General features: G+C 69.1%; 14 protein-coding genes and 1 pseudogene. 11 read left to right on the top strand and 4 right to left on the bottom strand.

Translation table 11 applies throughout. From position 1 onward, the window contains the following. Positions 1 to 11 precede the first annotated feature (11 nt). Positions 12 to 1,838: a sigma 54-interacting transcriptional regulator gene (locus ACN5W5_RS09390; RefSeq protein ID WP_420048278.1), complete on the bottom strand. Its 1,827-nt coding sequence runs from the start codon at positions 1,836 to 1,838 to the stop codon at positions 12 to 14. A gap of 254 nt (positions 1,839 to 2,092) precedes the next feature. Here ACN5W5_RS09390 and ACN5W5_RS09385 point away from each other — a divergent pair, with 254 nt between their 5' ends. From ACN5W5_RS09385 to ACN5W5_RS09350, 8 genes are all read left to right on the top strand, one after another. After that, the gene (locus tag ACN5W5_RS09385) at positions 2,093 to 3,568 is read left to right on the top strand and encodes a benzaldehyde dehydrogenase (protein ID WP_420048277.1); all 1,476 of its coding nucleotides are present in this window, start codon (positions 2,093 to 2,095) and stop codon (positions 3,566 to 3,568) included. A 30-nt stretch (positions 3,569 to 3,598) separates the two neighbouring features. After that, complete coding sequence (locus tag ACN5W5_RS09380) at positions 3,599 to 4,366, top strand: coniferyl-alcohol dehydrogenase (RefSeq protein ID WP_420048276.1); 768 nt, start codon at positions 3,599 to 3,601, stop codon at positions 4,364 to 4,366. A gap of 114 nt (positions 4,367 to 4,480) precedes the next feature. Continuing rightward, complete coding sequence (locus ACN5W5_RS09375) at positions 4,481 to 5,695, top strand: MFS transporter (RefSeq protein ID WP_420048275.1); 1,215 nt, start codon at positions 4,481 to 4,483, stop codon at positions 5,693 to 5,695. A 203-nt stretch (positions 5,696 to 5,898) separates the two neighbouring features. Next, positions 5,899 to 7,587, top strand: a complete 1,689-nt coding sequence (locus ACN5W5_RS09370; protein WP_420048274.1) for a DUF1302 domain-containing protein — start codon at positions 5,899 to 5,901, stop codon at positions 7,585 to 7,587. 19 nt (positions 7,588 to 7,606) lie between these two features. Continuing rightward, a complete protein-coding gene (locus tag ACN5W5_RS09365; RefSeq protein WP_420048273.1) occupies positions 7,607 to 8,965 on the top strand; it encodes a DUF1329 domain-containing protein in 1,359 nt (452 codons plus the stop codon). Next, positions 8,965 to 10,062 carry a WD40/YVTN/BNR-like repeat-containing protein gene (locus ACN5W5_RS09360; RefSeq protein WP_420048272.1) on the top strand — a complete coding sequence of 366 codons (1,098 nt, stop codon included), beginning with the start codon at positions 8,965 to 8,967 and terminating at the stop codon, positions 10,060 to 10,062. The genes ACN5W5_RS09365 and ACN5W5_RS09360 overlap by 1 nt, the downstream gene beginning before the upstream one ends. Positions 10,063 to 10,072: 10 nt before the next feature. Continuing rightward, positions 10,073 to 12,505, top strand: coding sequence for an efflux RND transporter permease subunit (locus ACN5W5_RS09355; protein ID WP_420048271.1), 2,433 nt, complete (start codon positions 10,073 to 10,075; stop codon positions 12,503 to 12,505). Positions 12,506 to 12,543: 38 nt separating this feature from the next. Then, positions 12,544 to 13,515, top strand: coding sequence for an alpha/beta hydrolase (locus ACN5W5_RS09350; RefSeq protein WP_420048270.1), 972 nt, complete (start codon positions 12,544 to 12,546; stop codon positions 13,513 to 13,515). 11 nt (positions 13,516 to 13,526) lie between these two features. On the opposite strand, the gene ACN5W5_RS09345 is transcribed toward ACN5W5_RS09350, so the two are convergent. Then, positions 13,527 to 15,884 (bottom strand): ATP-dependent DNA helicase, encoded by a 2,358-nt coding sequence (locus tag ACN5W5_RS09345; protein ID WP_420048269.1) that lies wholly within the window; start codon positions 15,882 to 15,884, stop codon positions 13,527 to 13,529. Between the two features lie 37 nt (positions 15,885 to 15,921). Here ACN5W5_RS09345 and ACN5W5_RS09340 point away from each other — a divergent pair, with 37 nt between their 5' ends. The 3 genes from ACN5W5_RS09340 (at position 15,922) to ACN5W5_RS09330 (ending at position 18,249) form a co-directional block, all read left to right on the top strand. After that, positions 15,922 to 16,755, top strand: coding sequence for a hypothetical protein (locus ACN5W5_RS09340; RefSeq protein ID WP_420048268.1), 834 nt, complete (start codon positions 15,922 to 15,924; stop codon positions 16,753 to 16,755). 151 nt (positions 16,756 to 16,906) lie between these two features. After that, positions 16,907 to 17,350, top strand: coding sequence for a CBS domain-containing protein (locus ACN5W5_RS09335; RefSeq protein WP_420048267.1), 444 nt, complete (start codon positions 16,907 to 16,909; stop codon positions 17,348 to 17,350). Positions 17,351 to 17,376: 26 nt separating this feature from the next. Continuing rightward, positions 17,377 to 18,249, top strand: a complete 873-nt coding sequence (locus ACN5W5_RS09330; protein ID WP_420048266.1) for a YihY/virulence factor BrkB family protein — start codon at positions 17,377 to 17,379, stop codon at positions 18,247 to 18,249. A 229-nt stretch (positions 18,250 to 18,478) separates the two neighbouring features. Here the strand turns inward: ACN5W5_RS09330 and ACN5W5_RS09325 are convergent, their stop codons facing one another. After that, entirely contained in the window at positions 18,479 to 18,874 is a 396-nt protein-coding gene (locus ACN5W5_RS09325) for a CBS domain-containing protein (RefSeq protein ID WP_420048731.1), read from the bottom strand. A 114-nt stretch (positions 18,875 to 18,988) separates the two neighbouring features. After that, positions 18,989 to 19,309: pseudogene (locus tag ACN5W5_RS09320) on the bottom strand (hypothetical protein); the annotation flags it as partial. Positions 19,310 to 19,311 lie beyond the last annotated feature (2 nt).

The raw sequence follows: 19,311 nt of genomic DNA, 5'->3' as shown, positions 1-19,311 counted from the left end.
AGCGCCCGGATTCAAGTCGCCAGTCCGAACTTCTTCGCCCGGTAGGCCACGGTCGCGCGGCTGACCCCGAGGTCGCGCGCCGCGGCCGCGAGGTTGCCGCCGCTGCGCCGGATGGCCTGGCGCAGCAGCGCCAGTTCGGCCTGCTCCAGCGCACCGCTTTTCGACGTGCCTTGCGCAGTGCCCGCCGCCTCGTCCGGTGCGGCCGTCCGGCGGGCGCCCAGCAGGCTCAGCGTGGCCGGACCGCCATCGCGCCAGGCGAGTGAGAGCACGTCCTGCGCCAGCGACTCGCCGCTGCTGAAGAGGTGGTGCACGTCGATGGCCTCGCCGTCGCTCACCAGGATGACGCCGCGCTCCACCAGGTTCTGCAGCTCGCGGATGTTGCCCGGGAAGCCGTAGTTGTACATGGCCTTCACCGCGGCCTGGCTGAAGCCCGCCACCTGGCGCTGGTGGCGCTTGTTGTAGTGCCCCAGAAAGTGGCTCATCAGCAGCGGGATGTCGTCTCGCCGGTCGCGCAGCGGGGGCAGGTGGATGGGGAAGACGTTGAGGCGGAAGAACAGGTCTTCGCGAAACCGCCCTTCGCGCACCGCCTGGCGCAGGTCCACGTTGGTGGCCGCGATCACGCGCACATCCACGCTGATCGACCGTGTGCCGCCCACGCGTTCGATCTCGCCCTCCTGCAAGGCGCGCAGCAGCTTGCCCTGGGCGACAAAACTCAGGGTGCCGACCTCGTCCAGAAACAGCGTGCCGCCATGGGCGCGCTCGAAGCGCCCCGGGCGGGAGGCACCGGCGCCGGTGTAGGCACCGCGCTCCACGCCGAAGAGCTCGCTCTCCATGAGGGTCTCGGGAATGGCCGCGCAGTTGATCGCCACGAAGGGTTTGTCCTTGCGCGGGCTGATGCGGTGCAGGGTGCTGGCGAACATCTCCTTGCCCACGCCGGACTCGCCCGTGAAGAGCACCGTGGCGGTGGTCGGCGCCACGCGGTGCAGCATGTGGCAGGCCGCGTTGAACGAGGAGGAGGCGCCCACCATGCTCTGCTCGGTGCCGGGGTTGGCCGCCGCATACGCCTGCAGATCCACCACCGGCACCGCGCCGCCGGCCGCAGCGGACGCGCCCACGAAGGCCTGGGCGTTCAGGTAGCGCAGGTCCTGCTGCACGTCGTCCCAGAGTTCGGCCGATTTGCCGATGACGCGGCAATGGGGGTCGCCCGAAGAGCGGCAGTTCACTTCACGAAAGACGACCAGCCGCCCGAACAGCGTGCTCACATAACCGGTGGCGTAGCCCACCTGCATCCAGCAGGCGGGCGCGCCGCCCACGCCGTAGGCGGCGATGTGTTCGTCGTCCTCGCTGGAGTTGTGCCAGAGGAATTCACCGTCGTAGGCGCCGGTGACCGCGTCGTAGGCCGCATGCACCAGCTCCACCTGGACCACGCCCTCCAGCGCATGCAGGCGCGTGCCCGCCATGGCGGCCGCGGGGGGGTCGGCGTCGGGCCACTGCTGGCGCACCAGTTGTGCGTCGCGCGCACCGCTGACGTAACCCGCGCGCGTGAGCAGACCGCGCGCCTTGTCCAGGCCGATGCTGTCGATCAGCTCGCGGCGCAGCGAACCCAGCGATTCCGAATGCAGCAGCACCATGCGCTGGTCCTGCAGCCAGATGCGGCCGTCGCCCGGCGAGAAGAACAGGCACTCGCTCAGATCGGCCACCGTCGGGTGCGCCTGCTGGCTGATGCCGCTGGTGTCGAACCCGGCCATCACCCGCTCGCCGGGTTCGGTCCGGCGCTCGTCTTGGTCACTGTTCGCGATGCGGGCCAGATCGGCCAGGGAGATGCGTTGTCTGGGCATGGGAGAACATCAATTGATGGATGTTTTGATGAAATGTGAACATCACATTTGTTTATTTATAGTAACTTTTTTGGGGCTCCAGCAGGGCATGTGGACCCCCAAAAATGCCCTAGGGAAAGTCCTGATCTGCCCCTCTGAAAAAACCCGGAAATGCCGGCCTCCGGGTCGGCCATCGCGTCCGCGCTGGTACGTCCGTTGCGAAACCTGTTGCAGCCACCGTGTGGTGTGCATGAACGATCAACAGGAGCAAAACAATGGGTGTTTCCGAAAATCCGGCCTGGCTCGACAGCCGCCTCACGTCGGGCAAAGCCTTCGACGGCACATGGTCCACCGCCCTCGCCAGCGTGCGCGACGTGAAGGAACCGGCCACCGGCCAGGTGCTCTCGCAGGTGGGCATCGCCAGCGCCGCCGACATGCGCGCCGCCATCGGCCGGGCTCACGCCGCCCAGCCCGCCTGGGCCGCCATGGGCCCGCGCGAACGCTCGGCCGTGTTCCACCGCGCCGCCGCGCTCTTCCAGCAACACTTCGCCGAGCTGGCCCTGACCATCGCCCGCGAAACCGGTGGCATCCTGCCCAAGGGCCAGCACGAGGTGAACGAGTCCATCACGCTGTGCCACCTGGCCGCCGGCCTGCCGATGCAGGCGCAGGGGCAGGTGCTGCCCAGCGGGCCAGGACGGCTGTCGTTCGCTCGGCGTGTGCCGCACGGTGTGGTGGGTGTGATCTCGCCCTTCAACTTCCCGCTGATCCTGAGCCTGCGCGCCGTGGCCCCCGCGCTGGCGCTGGGCAACGCGGTGGTGCTCAAGCCCGACACGCGCACCCCCGTGAGCGGCGGCTTCATCATCGCCCGCGTGTTCGAAGAAGCCGGCCTGCCCGCCGGAGTGTTGCAGGTGCTGCCGGGCGACGCCGAAGCCGGCGAAGCGCTGGTGGTTGACCCGCGCGTGCCCATGATCGCCTTCACCGGCTCGCCCGCCGTGGGCCGGCGCATCGGCGCGCTGGCCGGTGAACACCTGAAGAAGGTGTCGCTGGAGCTGGGCGGCGCCAACAACCTGATCGTGCTGGAAGACGCCGACCTCGACGCCGCGGCCAGCGCCGCCGCGTTCGGCGCCTGGTTCCACCAGGGCCAGATCTGCATGGCGTCCAACCGCATCCTGGTGCACGAGTCCATCGCCGAAGGCTTCAAGGCGCGCATGGTCGGCAAGGCCACGCACCTGCCGGTGGGCGACGGCGCCAGCGGCCAGGTGGCCCTGGGCCCGATGATCGACGCCAAGCAGCTGGCGCACTTCGACTCGGTGATCCAGGACAGCGTGAAGCAGGGTGCCGTGCTCGAAGCCGGCGGCACCTACGAGGGCCTTTGCTACAAGCCCACCGTGCTCTCGGGCGTGAAGCCCGGCATCCGCTCGTTCGACGAAGAGCCCTTCGGCCCGGTGGTCAACCTGGTCACGTTCCGCACCGACGACGAAGCCGTGCAGCTGGCCAACACCAGCCAGGGCGGCCTGGCTGCGGCGGTGATCAGCCCCTCGATCGGCCGCGCCCTGGCCATCGGCCAGCGCCTGCGCGCGGGCATGGTCCACATCAACGACCAGACCGTCTGCGACGAGTGCACCAACCCCTTCGGCGGCCCCGGCATCGGTGGCAACGGCGGCAGCGTGGGGGGCCCGGCCGACATCGACGAGTACACGCAGTGGCAGTGGATCACGGTCAAGGACGCCCCACCGCTGTTCCCGTTCTGACCCCGACCCCCAAACAACCGGAGACAAGACATGCATCTCGCCAACAAGACCATCGTCGTCACGGGCTGCGGCTCGGGCATCGGTTCGGACTTCGCCAAACTCGCCCGCCTGCAGGGCGCACGCGTGATCGGCGTGGACCGCAACGACCCCATGCTCACGCTGGACGGCTTCGTCAAGATCGACCTCGGCGACCCCGCCGCCATCGACGCGGCCATGGCCCAGTTGCCCGCGCACATCGACGCGCTGGCCAACATCGCCGGCGTGCCCGGCACGGCGCCGGTCGAGCTCGTGGGCCAGGTCAACTACCTGGGCCTGCGTCACTTCACACAGCGCGTGATGGAGCGCATGGGCGAGGGCGGCTCGGTGGTCAACATCGCGTCCATCCTCGGCGCCGAATGGCCGGCCCGGCTGGAGCTGCACCGCGAACTGGGCGCCACCACCAGCTTCGAGGCCGGCGCCGCCTGGCTCGCCAAACACCCGGTGCCGCAGGCCACCTGCTACCAGTACTTCAAAGAGGCGCTGATCGTCTGGACCCACACCCAGTCGCAGAAGCCGTTTCTGGAGCGTGGCATCCGCATGAACTGTGTCGCGCCCGGCCCGGTGTTCACGCCCATCCTGGGCGACTTCGTGCAGATGCTCGGCAACGAGCGCGTGGAAAAAGACGCGCACCGCATGAAGCGCCCCGCCTTCAGCGACGAGGTGGCCCCGGTGATCGCCTTCCTGTGCAGCGACGCCTCGCGCTGGGTCAGCGGCATCAACCTGCCCGTGGATGGCGGTCTGGCATCGACCTACGTATGACGTTGAACGGTCTGCGGCACCGCTGCGCCGCAGACCGCGAGACGAGCGGGTGGGGTTCGGTGCAGCCCCGCCTCAAGCCAATGCAAGCAAGAAACTCAACGACAGGAGACAAAGATGCAACACGACGTCAAGTATGAAAGAAAGGTCCTGGTCCTCATGGGCCTGGGGTTTGGACTGGTCGGGCTCGACCGCTGGATGATCGCCCCCCTGTTTCCCGCCATGATGGCCGAGCTGGGCCTCAATTTCCAGCAACTGGGCGAGCTGATCGGCATCCTGGGTCTGACCTGGGGCGTGGTGGCGATCATCTCGGGCCGCCTGGCCGACAGCATCGGCCGCAAGTCGATTCTGGTCACGACCATGGTCGTCTTCTCGCTCTTGTCGGGCGTCTCGGGTCTGGCCACCGGCTTTGCCAGCCTGCTCATGATCCGCGCCGTGATGGGCGTGGCCGAAGGGGCCTTCACGCCCGCCAGTGTGGCCGCCGTTGGCGAGGCTTCGCGCCCCCATCTGCGCGGCTTCAACCAGGGCCTGCAACTGTCCATGTTCTCCCTGATCGGCCTGGGGCTGGGGCCGATCCTGGTGACGCAGCTCTTGGACGTGGTGCCGAACTGGCATTGGGTGTACCTGCTGTCCATCGCCCCGGGCTTGGTGATTGCCTTCTTCATCGCCAAGACGATGAAGAACGACACCCCCACAAAATCCGCCAACGCACCGGCAAAAGTCCGGTGGGTGGATTTGCTCAAGAGCCGCAATGTGGTGCTGGCCTGCCTGAGCATCTTGTGCGCCATGGCGGGCATCTTCGTGATGAGCGCCATGGTGCCGGTCTATCTGACCCAAGTGCTCAAGCTCTCGCAAGCACACATGGGCTTTGTCACCTCGGCCATTGGCTTTGGCGGCTTTGCTGGCGCCTTCGGCATCCCAGCCATATCCGACAGGATCGGTCGCAAGCCGGCGGCGATCGCCTCGTTCATCGGCGCGAGCATCTTCGTGAGCCTCTTTCAGAAAACCGGTGCGAACCCCGGCATGCTGTTCGCGATGCTCTTTCTGACCGCCATGTGTGCCTTGGGCCTGCTCAGCCTGATCACGGGCCCCATTGCCACCGAAGGCGCGCCCTCCGGCCTGATCGCTTCGGCTGTGGGTCTGGTGTCGGGTGTGGGCGAGGTCATCGGCGGTGGTTTGTCGCCCGTGGTCGCCGGTTACTGCGCCCAACACTTTGGCCTGCCCTCGGTGCTCACCTTTGCCTTCTATGGCTTTCTCTGCGGCATCGTGATCTCGCTCTTCTTCAAAGAGACCTCACCCGCTCGGCTGCAAGCCCAGACCGCGGCGGCCTGAGCGGCGTCCGCTCGCACAAGGCGGACCACCGGTGTTTCCACCCACCGGGACGACTTCGCGCGGGTGCCGGGCTGCGTGCGCGTGGAGAAGGAGCCCAACGCATGAAGCACTCCCGCCAGCGACGAGGTCGCCCCGGTGATCTGAACACCCGGGAGCGTCCAGGCCGCCCCACGACCGATTTCCAACACAACGAGGAGACAAGCATGAACAGACACATCATCAACCCCCGGCGCCATGCGCTGGCCCTGGCCTGCGGCCTGGCCTGCGCGCTGCCCGCCTTCGCCATGGAACTGGCGTCGGACGACCCGGACACCAGGATCCGGCTCGACTTCACGCCCAAATACAGCCTGGCCTACCGGCTCAAGGACCCGTCGGCCCTGCTGACCTCGCCCGCCGCGCGCGGCGACGGCGGCGTGACCAACGAGAACGACGGCGACCTCAACTTCGGCAAAGGCGTGGTGTCCAACCGCCTGGACCTGCTCAGCGAGTTCGACTACAGCCGCGGCAACTGGGGCCTGCGCCTGAGCCACGCCGCCTGGTACGACTCGAAGTACCTGGGCCGCAACGACAACCCCGGCACGATGGGCGTGAGCAACCAGCCGGGCCAGCCGGCCAACGCCTTCATCCCGGCCACGCGCAGCCGGCACGGCCGGGGCGGCGAGGTGCTCGACGCCTTTGTCTACGCCAAGGGTTCGGTGGGCGATCTGCCTGGCTCCATCCGCGTCGGCAAACACGCGTTGCAATACGGTGAGAGCCTGTTCTTCGGCCAGAACGGCATCGCCAATGCCCAGGGTCCGGTGGACGTGGCCAAGATCGTCTCGGTGCCCAACTGGCAGTTCAAGGAAGTGCTGCTGCCGGTGGAGCAGGTCTCGGGCAGCCTGCAGGTGGCCGAGGGCGTGACCCTGGGCGGCTACTACCAGCTCAAGTGGCGCCCCAGCAAGATCCCCGGCGTGGGCAGCTACTTCTCGAACCAGGACTACATCGGAGGCGGCCAGGTGTTCTTCGGCCCGCCGCTGCCGCCGGTGCTGGTGACCGACAACAGCAAGGACCAGCGCCCGGGCGACAGCGGGCAGTTCGGCGCCCAGCTGCGCTGGTCGCCCGCGGGCAGTGACTACGAGTTCGGTTTCTACGCCGCGCGCTACCACGACAAGACGCCCGCGGTGCCGGTGTTCGATCTGGTCAACGGCAACGTGCACCAGGTCTATGCCGAGGGCATCAAGACCGTGGGCGCCAGTGTCACGTCCTCCATCGGCCAGCTCAACTGGGCGCTCGAGGGCTCGGTGCGCACCGATGCACCGCTGGCCAGCGACCCCGCTGTGCTCGGTGGCGCACCCTTCATGCCGCCGGTCAACTGCAGCGGCTCCGCCAGCAACCCCTGCTACGCCATCGGCAAGACCGCGCACCTGAACCTCTCGGGCATCTACGTGCTCAACAAGTCCAGCCTGTGGGACGGTGGCGCGCTGGTGGCCGAACTGGCCTGGAACCGCGTCATGAGCGTGGACAAGAACCCCAGCGCCGTGGGCTTTGGTGGCCTCGACCCCAACACCACCCGCAGCGCCATGGCGTTTCGCATGATCTTCGAGCCGCAGTACTTCCAGGTGTTGCCGGGTCTGGACCTGTCGGTGCCGATCGGCCTGGGCTACAACTTTGGCGGCCGCTCCTCGGCCATCTTCAACTTCGCCGGCGGTGCCAGCAAGGCGGGCGATGTCAGCGTGGGCATCAAGGCCAAGTACCAGAACAGCTGGAACGTCGGCCTGAACTACACGGCCTTCTTCGGCAAGGAAAACACCTTCACCGTGGCCGACCCGCGCACCCCCACGCGCATGTTGTCCTTTGGCCAGACCCTGAAAGACCGCGACTACCTGTCCTTCAACGTCTCCCGCACCTTCTGACCCCCACCCGAGAAACACCATGAAGCACAACGCAAAACCCCACTGGCTGCTGGCCGCGCTGCTGGCCACGTCCCTCCCGCTGCAGGCCGCCGTGACGGCCGAGGAAGCCGCCAAGCTCAAGTCCACGCTGACACCGGTGGGCGCGGAAAAAGCCGGCAACAAGGCCGGCACCATTCCGGCCTGGGACGGCGGCCTGAGCAAGGCGCCCGCGGGCTACCGCAACGGTGACGCGCGCCCCGACCCCTTTGCCGCCGACAAGCCCGTGCTGTCGATCAGCGCGAAGAACATGGCCGAACACGCCGACAAGCTCACCGACGGCGTGCAGGCGCTGATGAAGAAGCACCCCGACTTCCGCATCGACGTCTACCCCACGCGCCGCAGCGCCGCCGCGCCGCAGTTCGTCTACGACAACACCTTCCAGAATGCCACCCGGGCGAAGACGGTGGAAGGGGGCCATGGCGTCGAAGGCGCCTACGGTGGCATTCCGTTTCCCATTCCGAAAGACGGCTATGAAGCCATCTGGAACCACCGCCTGGCCTGGCGCGGCGGCAACTACACCATGCCGGTGCGCGTCTGGGTGGTGACGGCCGACGGCCGGCGCAGCATGGCCTCGGGCGGTGTGCAGACCATCAGCCAGACCTACTACGACAAGACCGGCAGCCTGGACAAGTTCGACGGCTTCTACCAGTTCGGCAAGTTCGTGGCCAACGCCCCGGGCTCCAAGGCCGGTGAGGCGATCCTCGCGCACGACGGCGTCAACGCCTCGGCGCCGCGCGGCCTGTGGCAGTACCTCGTGGGGCAGCGCCGCGTGCGCAAGGCCCCTTCGGTGGCCTACGACACACCCGACTCCGTGACCTCGGGCATCGGCCTGTTCGACGAAGCCTTCAACCTGTTCGGCCCGATCGACAAACACGATCTGAAGCTGGTCGGCAAGAAAGAGGTCTACATCCCCTACAACAACAACCGCGCAGCCGCCGCCAAGGTGGAGGAGCTGGTGACACCGGGCACGCTCAACCCGGCCCAGGTGCGCTGGGAGCTGCACCGGGTGTGGGAAGTCGAGGCCACGCTGGCCGCGGGCAAGCGCCACGTGGTGCCCATGCGCAAGTACTACATCGACGAAGACTCGTGGCAGATCGTGCTGTTCGATGGCTGGGACGCCAAGGGCCAGCTCTGGCGCACCAACTACTCGCTGATGCTGACCGCGCCCGACATCCCCGCCGTGACCAGCTTCGTGATGTGGGGCGGCTATGACATGCAGAGCGGCGCCTACTACCTGAACATGGCCTCCAACGAACTGCCCAGGCAGTACGAGGTCATGCCGCCGTTGTTGCGTTCGGTGTTCAGCCCCGAGTTGCTGGCCAGCGAAGGCAGCAGGTGATGAACGATCGGCTGTCGCACCCTGGCGTGGCGCGGCGTCGCGCCCTGGCGGGGCTGGCGGGCTGGGCCGTCGTGGGCCTGCTGCCCGCCAGCGCCCGCGCGGCGCAGACCGGCGCGGCCCCCGCTGTGCTCGCGCGCCCGGCCCTGATGAGCCCCAAGGCCCTGGGGGCCGCGATGCTCGCGGTGACCCGGGCCGGCAGCCGCCTGGTGGCCGTGGGTGAGCGTGGCACGGTGCTGCTGTCGGACGACCACGGTCAACACTGGCGGCAGGCGGCCGTGCCGGTGCAGGTGACGCTGACCTGCGTGGCTTTTACCGACGAGCGCCACGGCTGGGCCGCCGGTCATCTGGGCACCATCCTGCACAGCGACGACGGCGGCCAGACCTGGCGCAAGCAGCTCGATGGCATCGCCGCCGCCGCGCGCGTGGCCGAAGCGGCGCGCGCATCGGGCGACGCCGCGGCCCTGGCCGGCGCACAGGCCCTGGTGGACGAAGGCCCGGACAAGCCCTTCTTCGACCTGAGCTTCATCGACGCCCGGCGCGGCTTTGCCGCAGGCGCCTACGGGCTGCTGTTCGCCACGGCGGACGGCGGCAAATCCTGGCGGCCGCTTTCGGCGCGACCGGCCAACCCGCAGGGCCTGCACCTCTACGGTCTGCGGGCAACGGTCGGCCAGCTGGTCGTGGCCGGCGAGCAGGGCCTGCTGATGCGTTCGGTCGACAACGGTGCCAGCTTCGAGGCCCTGCCATCGCCCTACAACGGCAGCTTCCTCGGCCTGCTGCAGACCCCGGGGGGTCACCTGATTGCCCACGGGCTGCGCGGTTCGGCCTACCGCGCCGGCCCCGGCGCGTCGCGCTGGGAACGGCTGGAGAGCCAGACCGCGGCCACGCTGGGCGCCAGCGCCGTGCTGCCCAACGGCGGTTTCGTGCTGGTCAGCCAGGTCGGCGAGGTGCTGATCGCACCACCCGACGCCGCCGCCCTGCGCCGCCTGCCGGTGCGCGAAGCCGTGCCCATCGCCGGCGCCGCCCTGGCCGCCGACGGCGCCCTGGTCCTGGCCAGCCTGCGTGGCATGCGCCGCCTGGCTTCATTGCCCATCGAGTGAACCCGTTTCCATGAACCACGATTCCCCCCTCGACGCCCAGCCCGTCGTCACGCGGCTGGAGGACTTTGACCCGGCCTCGGGCTCGCTCATCGAACGCGCCTTCTTTAACCACCGGCCCTGGGTGCTGCTGCTGAGCCTGCTGCTCACCCTGGTGCTGGGCTGGCAGGCCACGCGGCTGCAGCTCAACGCCAGCTTCGAGAAGACCATTCCCACCGGCCACCCCTACATCGCCAACTACCTGGCGCACAAGGCCGACCTGGGCGGCCAGACCAACGCGCTGCGCCTGGTGGTGCAGGCCAAGGAGGGCACGATCTTCGACCTGCAGTACCTGGAGACGCTGCAGAAGATCAACGACGAGATCTTCCTGCTGCCCGGGGTGGACCGCCCGTTCATGAAGTCGCTTTGGACCTCCAACACCCGCTGGGTGGCCGTGACCGAAGAAGGCCTGGACGGCGGGCCGGTGATCCCCGATGCCTTCGACGGCTCGCCGCAAAGCCTGGCCGAGCTGCGCGCCAACGTGGAACGCTCGGGCGAGATCGGCCAGCTGGTGGCGGGCGACTTCAAGTCCAGCATCGTCTTCGTGCCGCTGCTCGACCGCCACCCCGAGACCGGCCAGGCGCTGGACTACGGAGACCTCTCGCGCCAGATCGAGGCGCTGCGCGCGCGCTACGACAGCGATGCGCTGCAGATCCGCGTGACCGGCTTCGCCAAGGTGGTGGGCGACCTGATCGAAGGCCTGCAGCAGGTGCTGCTGTTCTTCCTGCTGGCGCTGGCCATCACCACGGCCCTGCTCTACGGCTACACGCAGTGCAAGCGCAGCACGGCGCTGGTGGTCGCGTGTTCACTGGTGGCGGTGGTCTGGCAGTTCGGCCTGCTCAGCCTTCTGGGCTTCGAGCTCGACCCGTATTCGGTGCTGGTGCCTTTCCTCGTGTTCGCCATCGGCATGAGCCACGGCGCGCAGAAGATGAACGGCATCATGCAGGACATCGGGCGCGGCACACACCGCGTGGTGGCCGCGCGCTACACCTTCCGGCGCCTGATCGTGGCCGGCGCCACCGCGCTGTTGTGTGACGCGGTGGGCTTCGCGGTGCTGTTCATCATCCAGATCAAGGTGATCCAGGACCTGGCACTGATCGCCAGCATCGGCGTGGCCATGCTGATCGTGACCAACCTGCTGCTGCTGCCCATCCTGCTGTCCTACGTGGGCGTGAGCCCCAAGGCGGCCGCGCGCAGCCTGCGCGCGGACTCGGCCGAGGCCCTGCAGCGCTCGTGGCTGTGGTCGGGCCTGACGCGCTTCACCCGGCAGCCCGCCGCCGCCGTCGCGGTGGGCACGGGCGCGCTGCTGGCCGTGGCCGGCTTCGCGGTGAGCCTGCACCTGTCCATCGGCGACCTCGACCCGGGCGCACCCGAGCTGCGCCCGGACTCGCGCTACAACCAGGACAACGCCTACCTGATCTCGCACTACGCGGCCAGCACCGACATCCTGACCGTGATGGCCACCACACCGCCCGACCGCTGCACCAGCTACGGCGCGCTGTCCACGCTGGACGCGCTGGCATGGCAGCTGGAGCAACTGCCCGGCGTGGAGTCCACCAACTCCATGGCCGCGCTGTCCAAGCTGGCCATGGTGGGCTACAACGAAGGGCACCTGAAGTGGTTCGATCTGCTGCCCAACGAAAGCGCCCTGGGCGGGGTGCAGACCCGCGCGCCGCGCGAGCTGTTCAACCAGAGCTGCTCGTTCCTGGCGCTCTACGTCTACCTGAAAGACCACAAGGCCGAAACGCTGGAGCGCGTGGTGGCCGAGGTGGAACGCTTCAAGGCCGACAACGACTCGCCCGAGCTGAGCTTCAAGCTCGCCGCGGGCAGCGCCGGCATCGACGCGGCCACCAACATCGTGGTGCGCCAGGCCATGCGCGAGATGCTGCTGTGGGTCTACGCCGCGGTGGTGATCCTGTGCTGGATCACCTTCCGCTCCTGGCGCGCGGTGATCGTGGCGGTGTTGCCGCTCATGCTCACCTCCATCCTGTGCGAGGCGCTGATGGTGGGCCTGGGCATGGGTGTGAAGGTGGCCACGCTGCCGGTGATCGCGCTCGGCGTGGGCATCGGCGTGGACTACGCGCTCTACGTGCTCAGCGTCACGCTCACCCGCCTGCGCGCCGGGGCCAGCCTGGCCGAAGCGTATGCGCACGCGCTGCAGTTCACCGGCCGCGTGGTGATGCTCACCGGCGTGACGCTGGCACTGGCCGTGGGCACCTGGGCGTTTTCGCCCATCAAGTTCCAGGCCGACATGGGCATCCTGCTGGCCTTCATGTTCGTCTGGAACATGGTGGGCGCGCTGGTGCTGCTGCCCGCGCTCGCGCACTTCCTGCTGCCCAGTGCCCAGGCCGCCCGCACGCCAGCGGCCGAGGCGCCCGGGCCCCACCCCGAACCCGCTGCGGCCTGAGCGCCCGAGCGTTTTTTTGCCCCCCAACAGAGAACACCATGACCGTCACCACCACGCTCCCCCGTGCCCCCATGGACCCCGGCCTCGCCAGCTTTCTGGCCCAGGCCGCCGCGCAGGGCAACCCGCCGCTGGAGTCGCTGCCGCCCGCGGTCGGGCGCCAGATATACCGCGACCTGGCCGCGGGCCTGGGCCTGCCGCCGCCGGCGGTGGCCACGGAAGACCGCAGCATCCCGGGCTCCGGCGGGCCGCTCCAGCTGCGCATCTACCACCCCGACGCCACCGGGTCACTGCCCGCGCTGCTCTACGTGCACGGCGGGGGCTTCGTGATCGGCGACCTCGAGACCCACGACGCGGTGTGCCGCACCCTGTGCCACGACGTGGGCGCCGTGGTGGTGGCGGTGGACTACCGGCTCGCGCCCGAGCACCCGTTTCCCGCCGCCGTGCAGGACGTGGTCTGCGCGCTGCAATGGCTGGCCACGCATGCGCGCGAGCTGCGCGCCGATCCGTCGCGCATCGCCCTGGCGGGCGACAGCGCGGGGGCCCAGCTGGCCACCGTCGCCTGCCTGCACAGGGCCGGCACGATCAAGCCGCGCGCCCTGGGCCTGATCTACCCGGTGGCGCAGCACCACAGCGAGCCCAGCGCCTCAATGGCCGAGAACGGCGAGGGCAAGTTCCTCACCCTCGGCGTCATGCAATGGTTCATCGACAGCTACCTGGGGGGGCGCAGCGAACTCACCCGGCACCCGGACTTCGCCTTGCTGAGCGCGCCCACACTCGCCACGCTGCCGCCGAGCTGGGTCGCCACCATGGGCCACGACCCGCTGCGCGACGAAGGCCACGCGCTGGCGCGGCGCATCCAGCAGGCGGGCGTCGCCACCGAGCACCGCCACTACCCGGACGGCATCCACGCCTGCATCCACTTCACGGCGGTCTCGCCGCTGGGCGGGCAGGTGCTCAGCGATCTGGCGCAGTGGTTGCGGGGCCAGGTCGACGCGCCGCCGCGGGGCTGATCGCCGGGGATTCAGCCCAGGGGTCGGCGGTCAACCACCCACCACGCCGGCAACAGCCGCCGCACCTCGGCGCGCGCGTAGCGGTCGTCGAGCAGCCAGACCGTGCCGTGGTCCTGCTCGCTGCGGATCACGCGGCCCGCGGCCTGCACCACCTTCTGCACACCGGGGAACAGGTAGGTGTAGTCGTAACCGCGGCCAAACTTCGCCTGCAGCCGGGCCTTGAGCTGTTCGTTCACCGGGTTCACCTGCGGCAGGCCCAGCGTGGCGATGAAGGCGCCGATGAGCCGGCGCCCCGGCAGGTCGATGCCTTCGCCGAACGCGCCGCCGAGCACCGCAAAACCGATGCCCTGGCCGCTGTCGGTGAAGCGGGCGATGAAGGCCTCGCGCTCGGGCTCGCCCATGCCGCGCGACTGTGCCCAGACCGGGATCGCCGGGTGGTGCTGCTGCAGCCGGTCCAGCGCCTGCGCCAGGTAGTCGAAGCTGCTGAAAAACGCGAGGTAGTTGCCGGGCTCGGCCGCGAACTGCGCAGCCATGGTGTCGGCCATGGGCGTGAGCGAAGCGAGCCGGTCGGTCCAGCGGGTGGAGATGTGCGGCGCCACGCGCACCGCGAGCTGTTCGCCGGCAAACGGCGAGGGCACGTCCACGCGCAGGGTGTCGGCCGGCAGGCCCAGCAGGTCGGCCACGTAGTCCATGGGCGCGAGCGTGGCCGAAAACAGCGTGGCGCTGCGCACGGCGCTCCAGCGGTCCTGCAGCAGCGGACCTGGCACGAGGTTGCGCAGGCTGATCAGCGGTTGCGCCACGCGCGTGCCCGGGGCAGGGTGGGGCGTGCGCGTGAGGTCGCAGAGGCTGTGGTCGCCGTGCAGCTCGGCCACGCGCTGGAAGTGCAGCGCGTCGAAGAACCAGGCCTGCAGCGGACCGCCGGTGGCGTCTTGCGGGTGCAGCGCCAGGTGGTCGCCGATCTCGCCGCAGAGCTGCTGCAGCGCGGCGGTGAAGGGGCCGGGTGGTTCGGGCAGCACGGTGTAATCACCCGCCTGTTCCCGCGCCAGCGCGTTCCACTGCCGGTGCAGCCGGTCGAGGCCCGTTTTCAGCGCGCCCGGTGCGCTGCGGCGTAGCGCCTGGAAGGCCGCCGGGTCGAGCTGGGCGCTGTACATGGCGCGGGCGCGTTCGATCAGGTTGTGCGCCTCGTCCACCAGCAGCGCGCTCTGCCAGCCGTGTTCGAGCGTGAGGCCGTGCCAGTGGGCGCCGATGTCGAAAAAGTGGTTCACGTCGCCCACCGCCACGTCGCTCCAGCGCAGCATCTCCTGCCCCAGGTAGTAGGGGCACACGCTGTGTTCCAGCGCCAGCTCGCGCAGCGCGGTCTTGTCCAGCCAGCCGGCCTGCGCCGCGGCGGCGCGGGCCGCGGGCAGGCGGTCGTAGAAGCCGCGCGCGAGCGGGCACGACTCGCCGTGGCAGGCCTTGTCCGGGTGTTCGCAGGCCTTGTCACGTGCCACACGTTCGAGCACGCGCAGCGGCAGCACCGGGCGCGTGGGCGCCTGGCCGGCGGCGCCGAGCCGCGCCAGCGCGTCCAGCGCGAGCTGGCGGCCGGTGGTGCGCGCGGTGAGGTAGAAGAGCTTGTCCAGCCCCTGCGCGGGCGCGGCCTTGAGCGCGGCGAACAGCGTGGCCGCCGTCTTGCCGATGCCGGTGGGCGCCTGCGCCATGAGCACGCGGCCCGCCGCGTGGGCGCGGTAGACGGCCTCGGCCAGCGTGCGCTGGCCGGCGCGAAACTCGGGGAAGGGAAAGGCCATGGCGCGCAAGGCGGCGTCGCGCGCGGCGCGGTGAGCGCGCTCCTGCCGGGCCCAGCCGCTGTAGCGTTCGCACAGGTCTTCGAAGTGCGCGCGCAGGGCGCTGGCGCTCTGGGTTTCCGACAGCGGCGTTTCCTGGCCGGTGTCGATGTTGAAGTACACCAGCACCAGTTCGATGCGCTCCAGCCCGAGCTGTTCGCACAGCATCCAGCCGTAGACCCGGGCCTGCGCCCAGTGCAGGGCGCGCGCGTTGTCCGCGATCAGCGCGGCGTCGCCACGGTGCGTCTTGATCTCTTCCAGGCGCTGGGCGCTGGCATCCCAGCCGTCCGCCCGGCCCTGCACGCGCAGGCCATGCCACTGGCTGGCCAGCGGCACTTCGCGCTGGTAGCCCGCGCCGCGACGCGACGTCACCTCGCCATGGCCGGCCACGCCTTCGCTGCCGGAAGGCGAGGGCGTGAAGCGCAGATCCAGGTCGCCCCGGCGCGCCGCGAAATCGCACAGCGTGCGCACCGCCACGGCGCCCAGCGGGGCGTCGGCGGCGGCTTCGTCAACCAGTCGGGGCGTGGCGGTGTTCTCGGTCGGGCTCATCTTGTAGGGGTCATCGTACTGGTTATATAGTCAGTTCATGGAGTCCGCCCTGTCCCCCGAACCACCCCCGCTCAACCGCCAGCACCACCGGCGCCTGCGCGATATCTACCGTTCGGCCGGCTGGCCCTGCGCCGACATGGTGGAAGTCGAGCTGCTGGCGGCCGGCTTGCTGGAGCGCCGGGTGTCCGCCGACGGCCACGAAACCCTGCGCGTGACCGACGCCGGCATCCAGACGCTGGCGCGCGTGTTCGCCAGCAACAAGGCCGCGCGCTCGCCGCACGAGGCCCTGGTCGAGCAGGTGGCCGTGGCCATGACGCGCGCGGGTCGCCTGGCCTGGCGCGGGCTGATGCTGCGCGTGCCGCTGCCGCGCGCGCTGCTGCTGGGCGAGGCCGCCGCGCCCATGGCGGCGGAGCCCGCGCCCGGCTGGGCGGCGCAGATGGCGGCGTTTGAATCCGAAGTGATTCCCGACTCTGCAGCCCCAGAACACGCCTGGTGCATGGCCTGCCCCGATGTGTTTTCCATCCGCCGCAGCTCGGTCGAGTCCTACCTGGAGCCGGTGGTGCACGAAATCAAGGTGAGCCGCGCCGACCTGCTGGGCGACCTGAAGAAGCCCGCCAAGCGCGCCGCCTACCTGGAGATGGCCAGCGCCTGCTGGTACGTGCTCGGGCACGACGCCAAGGGCCGGCCCATCGCAAAACCCGAAGAGGTGCCGCCCGAGTGCGGCGTGATGTACGCCCGCGACGGCGAACTCAGCATCGCCCGCGAAGCGCCGCGCCGCGCCATTGAGCGCCTGCCGTTTCATGTGTGGATGACGCTGGCGCAGACCGGTCCCGCCGTGCGCGAAGCCGAGCCGGCGCAAGACCGTTTCTAGTGTGTGCGCTATCGCACCGACGCAAACCGGCCCGTTATTCAAGAATTCTGAAATCCCGGCCCCGCATCGCCTCAAACCTCGCATTCGCCCCCTGCGCGCACCCCTCCGGATGAGCGCGCGTTCCGACGCCAAACCCAACCAGGAGCCCGCCATGCAACAGGTCAAAGACGTGATGACGCGAGGCGTGTGGTCCATGTCGCCGCAGGACACGGTGTTGCTCGCGGCCAAGGCCATGGAGGCGCTGAACGTCGGCGCATTGCCGATCGTTGAGGGCGCGCGCGTGATGGGCGTGATCACCGACCGCGACATCGTGGTGCGCGGCGTCGCGCTGGAGGTGCCGATGGCCACCACCCCGCTCAGCGAGTTGATGACGGAACAGGTGGAATGCGTTTTTGAACATGAGGCGCTTGAAGAAGTGATCGCGAAGATGCAGGCATCACAGATCCGTCGGCTGCCCGTGCTGGACGGTGCCCAGCGGCTCGTGGGCATGCTCTCGCTGGGCGACCTGGCGGCCAGGTCGGACCCTGAAATGGCGGGGCTCACCCTGGCCGAAATTTCGGAGCCTGCTCGACCTGCGCGCGCGGGTGCTTCTTGACGCCAACCCACTGATCGGAAGCCTGGATGATCTGGCGCCTGCTCACCTCGACGGTGAATGCGTGGCTTGACGATTACGCGCCCAGCATGGGTGCGGCACTCGCTTTCTACACGCTCTTCTCGATCGCGCCGTTGCTGCTGATCGTCATTTCGGTCGCCGGCTTTTTCTTTGGTGAAGCGGCTGCCCGGGCGGAGATCTTTGCGCAGATATCCCTGATGGTGGGCGAGGACAGCGCCACCACCCTGAACACGGTGCTCGAGAGCCTGAACAAGCCCGCCGCGAGCCTGATGGGCATGCTGGTGGGGCTGGGCACGTTGCTGGTCGGTGCCACCACCGTGTTTGTCGAACTGCAGAACGCCATGGACCGCATCTGGCAGGTGCCGCCCCGTCCCGACTTCAATGGCGTGCGGGACTTCTTCCGGGTGCGCCTGCTCTCGCTCGGGCTGGTCCTGGGCATCGGCTTCCTGCTCCTGGTTTCACTGGTGCTCAGCGCCTTGATGGCCGCGCTGGGCAAATGGTGGGCGCCCTGGTTCGGCGAATTCGCGGTCGTGGCCGATGCCGTCAACTTTGTGTTGACGCTGGCGTTCATCACCGCGGTGTTTGCGATGATCTACAAGTGGATGCCCAGGACCCATGTCGCCTGGCGCGACGTGTGGATCGGCGCCTTCATCACCGCCCTGTTGTTCACGGTCGGAAAAACGCTGATCGGCCTGTACATCGGCCGCAGCGCGGTGGCCTCGGTGTTCGGCGCCGCATCGTCGCTGGTGGTGCTGCTGCTGTGGGTGTACTACTCGGCGCAGGTCTTCCTGCTCGGCGCGGAGTTCACCTGGGTGTTCGCGCAACGTGGCAAGCCCAAGCCCGTCGCCCCGCCACCGGCCATTCCGCAGCGGCCGGGCTGACCGCCTGCACCGCGCAGCCGCAGGTCACGGTCAATACCGATCGACCCTCCGCCCGGTGTCGATGGCGTCATCGGTGCCGACCTTCGGCAAGGCGATCAACCGGGAAGCCTTGTGCGCCTTGCGCACTTCGAGGCGTCTGAGTCCGATCAGTACCAGCAGGATGAACGCGGTGGTCAGCAGGGCCGTGCCTCCGCGCCCCAGGCCGGCCGACCGTGCCCGTGAACAGGCCCTAGGGCTGCGAGATGCCGACCAGGGCGTCAGCGCTGGGCTGGATGTCGTCGGCTGCGACGGCAAAGTCGCCGAGCGACACGATGCCCACCAGGCGCTTTTCGCGGTTCACCACCGGCAGGCGCCGGACCTGGCACTTGCTCATCGTGTCGGCGCCTTTCTCCACGGTGTCGTCGTCATAGCACCAGATCACGTCATTCGACATCACGTCGCGGACCAGCGTGTCGCCGTCCTTGCCTTCGGCGACGGCCCGCACGGCAATGTCGCGGTCGGTCACCGCGCCGATCATGCGGTCGTTCTCGCCCACGGGAAGCATCCCGAAGCCCTGGTCCCGCATCCGGGCTGCGGCCTCCCGGAGCGTCGCGTCGGGGCCGATCACCTGCACGTCGTGGCTCATCACGTCTTTGAGTCGTTGCATCGTCTTCTCCAGATTGAGGTTGGTGGCGTGTGAGGCCACAGGTTTTGCGGCGTTGCCCGCGCGGACCGCAGTCGCTTGCGCTTGGTCGACTGCGCTTGAATCCTCAGGGCCCACCAAGCTGCCGGCCGCGGCGCCACCCAGGGCGCCCGCAACGGCCCCCACCGTGCCGCCCACCACCGCACCCACGGGGCCAGCGACCACGCTGCCGATGGCCACACCGGCGGCCGCACCGGCCACCACGCCGCCGCCCGTCAGCACCGAGTTGGCCTCGCGCTGGGCGTCCTCGGGGTTCAGCAGGGACTGGGCTGCGGGGTTCAGGTCCTGCGACGGAATGCCGTGGCCGGGACGGGCCTGCTCGGCGAGGTCGCCGTCAAGCGGTACCGGCTTTGCCAGAGGAGAAGTGGATGGATTCATGA

This window comes from Hydrogenophaga sp. ZJX-1, from assembly GCF_048590325.1.
GTDB lineage: Bacteria > Pseudomonadota > Gammaproteobacteria > Burkholderiales > Burkholderiaceae_C > Hydrogenophaga.
Note: the sequence above shows the minus strand (reverse complement) of the source record. Positions and strands in the feature narration are given on the sequence as shown.

Coding starts and splice junctions, on each gene's coding strand:
- ACN5W5_RS09370 (WP_420048274.1), top strand. CDS start 5,899: ATGAACAGACACATCATCAACCCCCGGCGCCATGCGCTGGCCCTGGCC.
- ACN5W5_RS09385 (WP_420048277.1), top strand. CDS start 2,093: ATGGGTGTTTCCGAAAATCCGGCCTGGCTCGACAGCCGCCTCACGTCG.
- ACN5W5_RS09365 (WP_420048273.1), top strand. CDS start 7,607: ATGAAGCACAACGCAAAACCCCACTGGCTGCTGGCCGCGCTGCTGGCC.
- ACN5W5_RS09350 (WP_420048270.1), top strand. CDS start 12,544: ATGACCGTCACCACCACGCTCCCCCGTGCCCCCATGGACCCCGGCCTC.
- ACN5W5_RS09360 (WP_420048272.1), top strand. CDS start 8,965: ATGAACGATCGGCTGTCGCACCCTGGCGTGGCGCGGCGTCGCGCCCTG.
- ACN5W5_RS09355 (WP_420048271.1), top strand. CDS start 10,073: ATGAACCACGATTCCCCCCTCGACGCCCAGCCCGTCGTCACGCGGCTG.
- ACN5W5_RS09330 (WP_420048266.1), top strand. CDS start 17,377: ATGATCTGGCGCCTGCTCACCTCGACGGTGAATGCGTGGCTTGACGAT.
- ACN5W5_RS09375 (WP_420048275.1), top strand. CDS start 4,481: ATGCAACACGACGTCAAGTATGAAAGAAAGGTCCTGGTCCTCATGGGC.
- ACN5W5_RS09380 (WP_420048276.1), top strand. CDS start 3,599: ATGCATCTCGCCAACAAGACCATCGTCGTCACGGGCTGCGGCTCGGGC.
- ACN5W5_RS09390 (WP_420048278.1), bottom strand. CDS start 1,838: ATGCCCAGACAACGCATCTCCCTGGCCGATCTGGCCCGCATCGCGAAC.
- ACN5W5_RS09325 (WP_420048731.1), bottom strand. CDS start 18,874: ATGAGCCACGACGTGCAGGTGATCGGCCCCGACGCGACGCTCCGGGAG.
- ACN5W5_RS09335 (WP_420048267.1), top strand. CDS start 16,907: ATGCAACAGGTCAAAGACGTGATGACGCGAGGCGTGTGGTCCATGTCG.
- ACN5W5_RS09345 (WP_420048269.1), bottom strand. CDS start 15,884: ATGAGCCCGACCGAGAACACCGCCACGCCCCGACTGGTTGACGAAGCC.
- ACN5W5_RS09340 (WP_420048268.1), top strand. CDS start 15,922: ATGGAGTCCGCCCTGTCCCCCGAACCACCCCCGCTCAACCGCCAGCAC.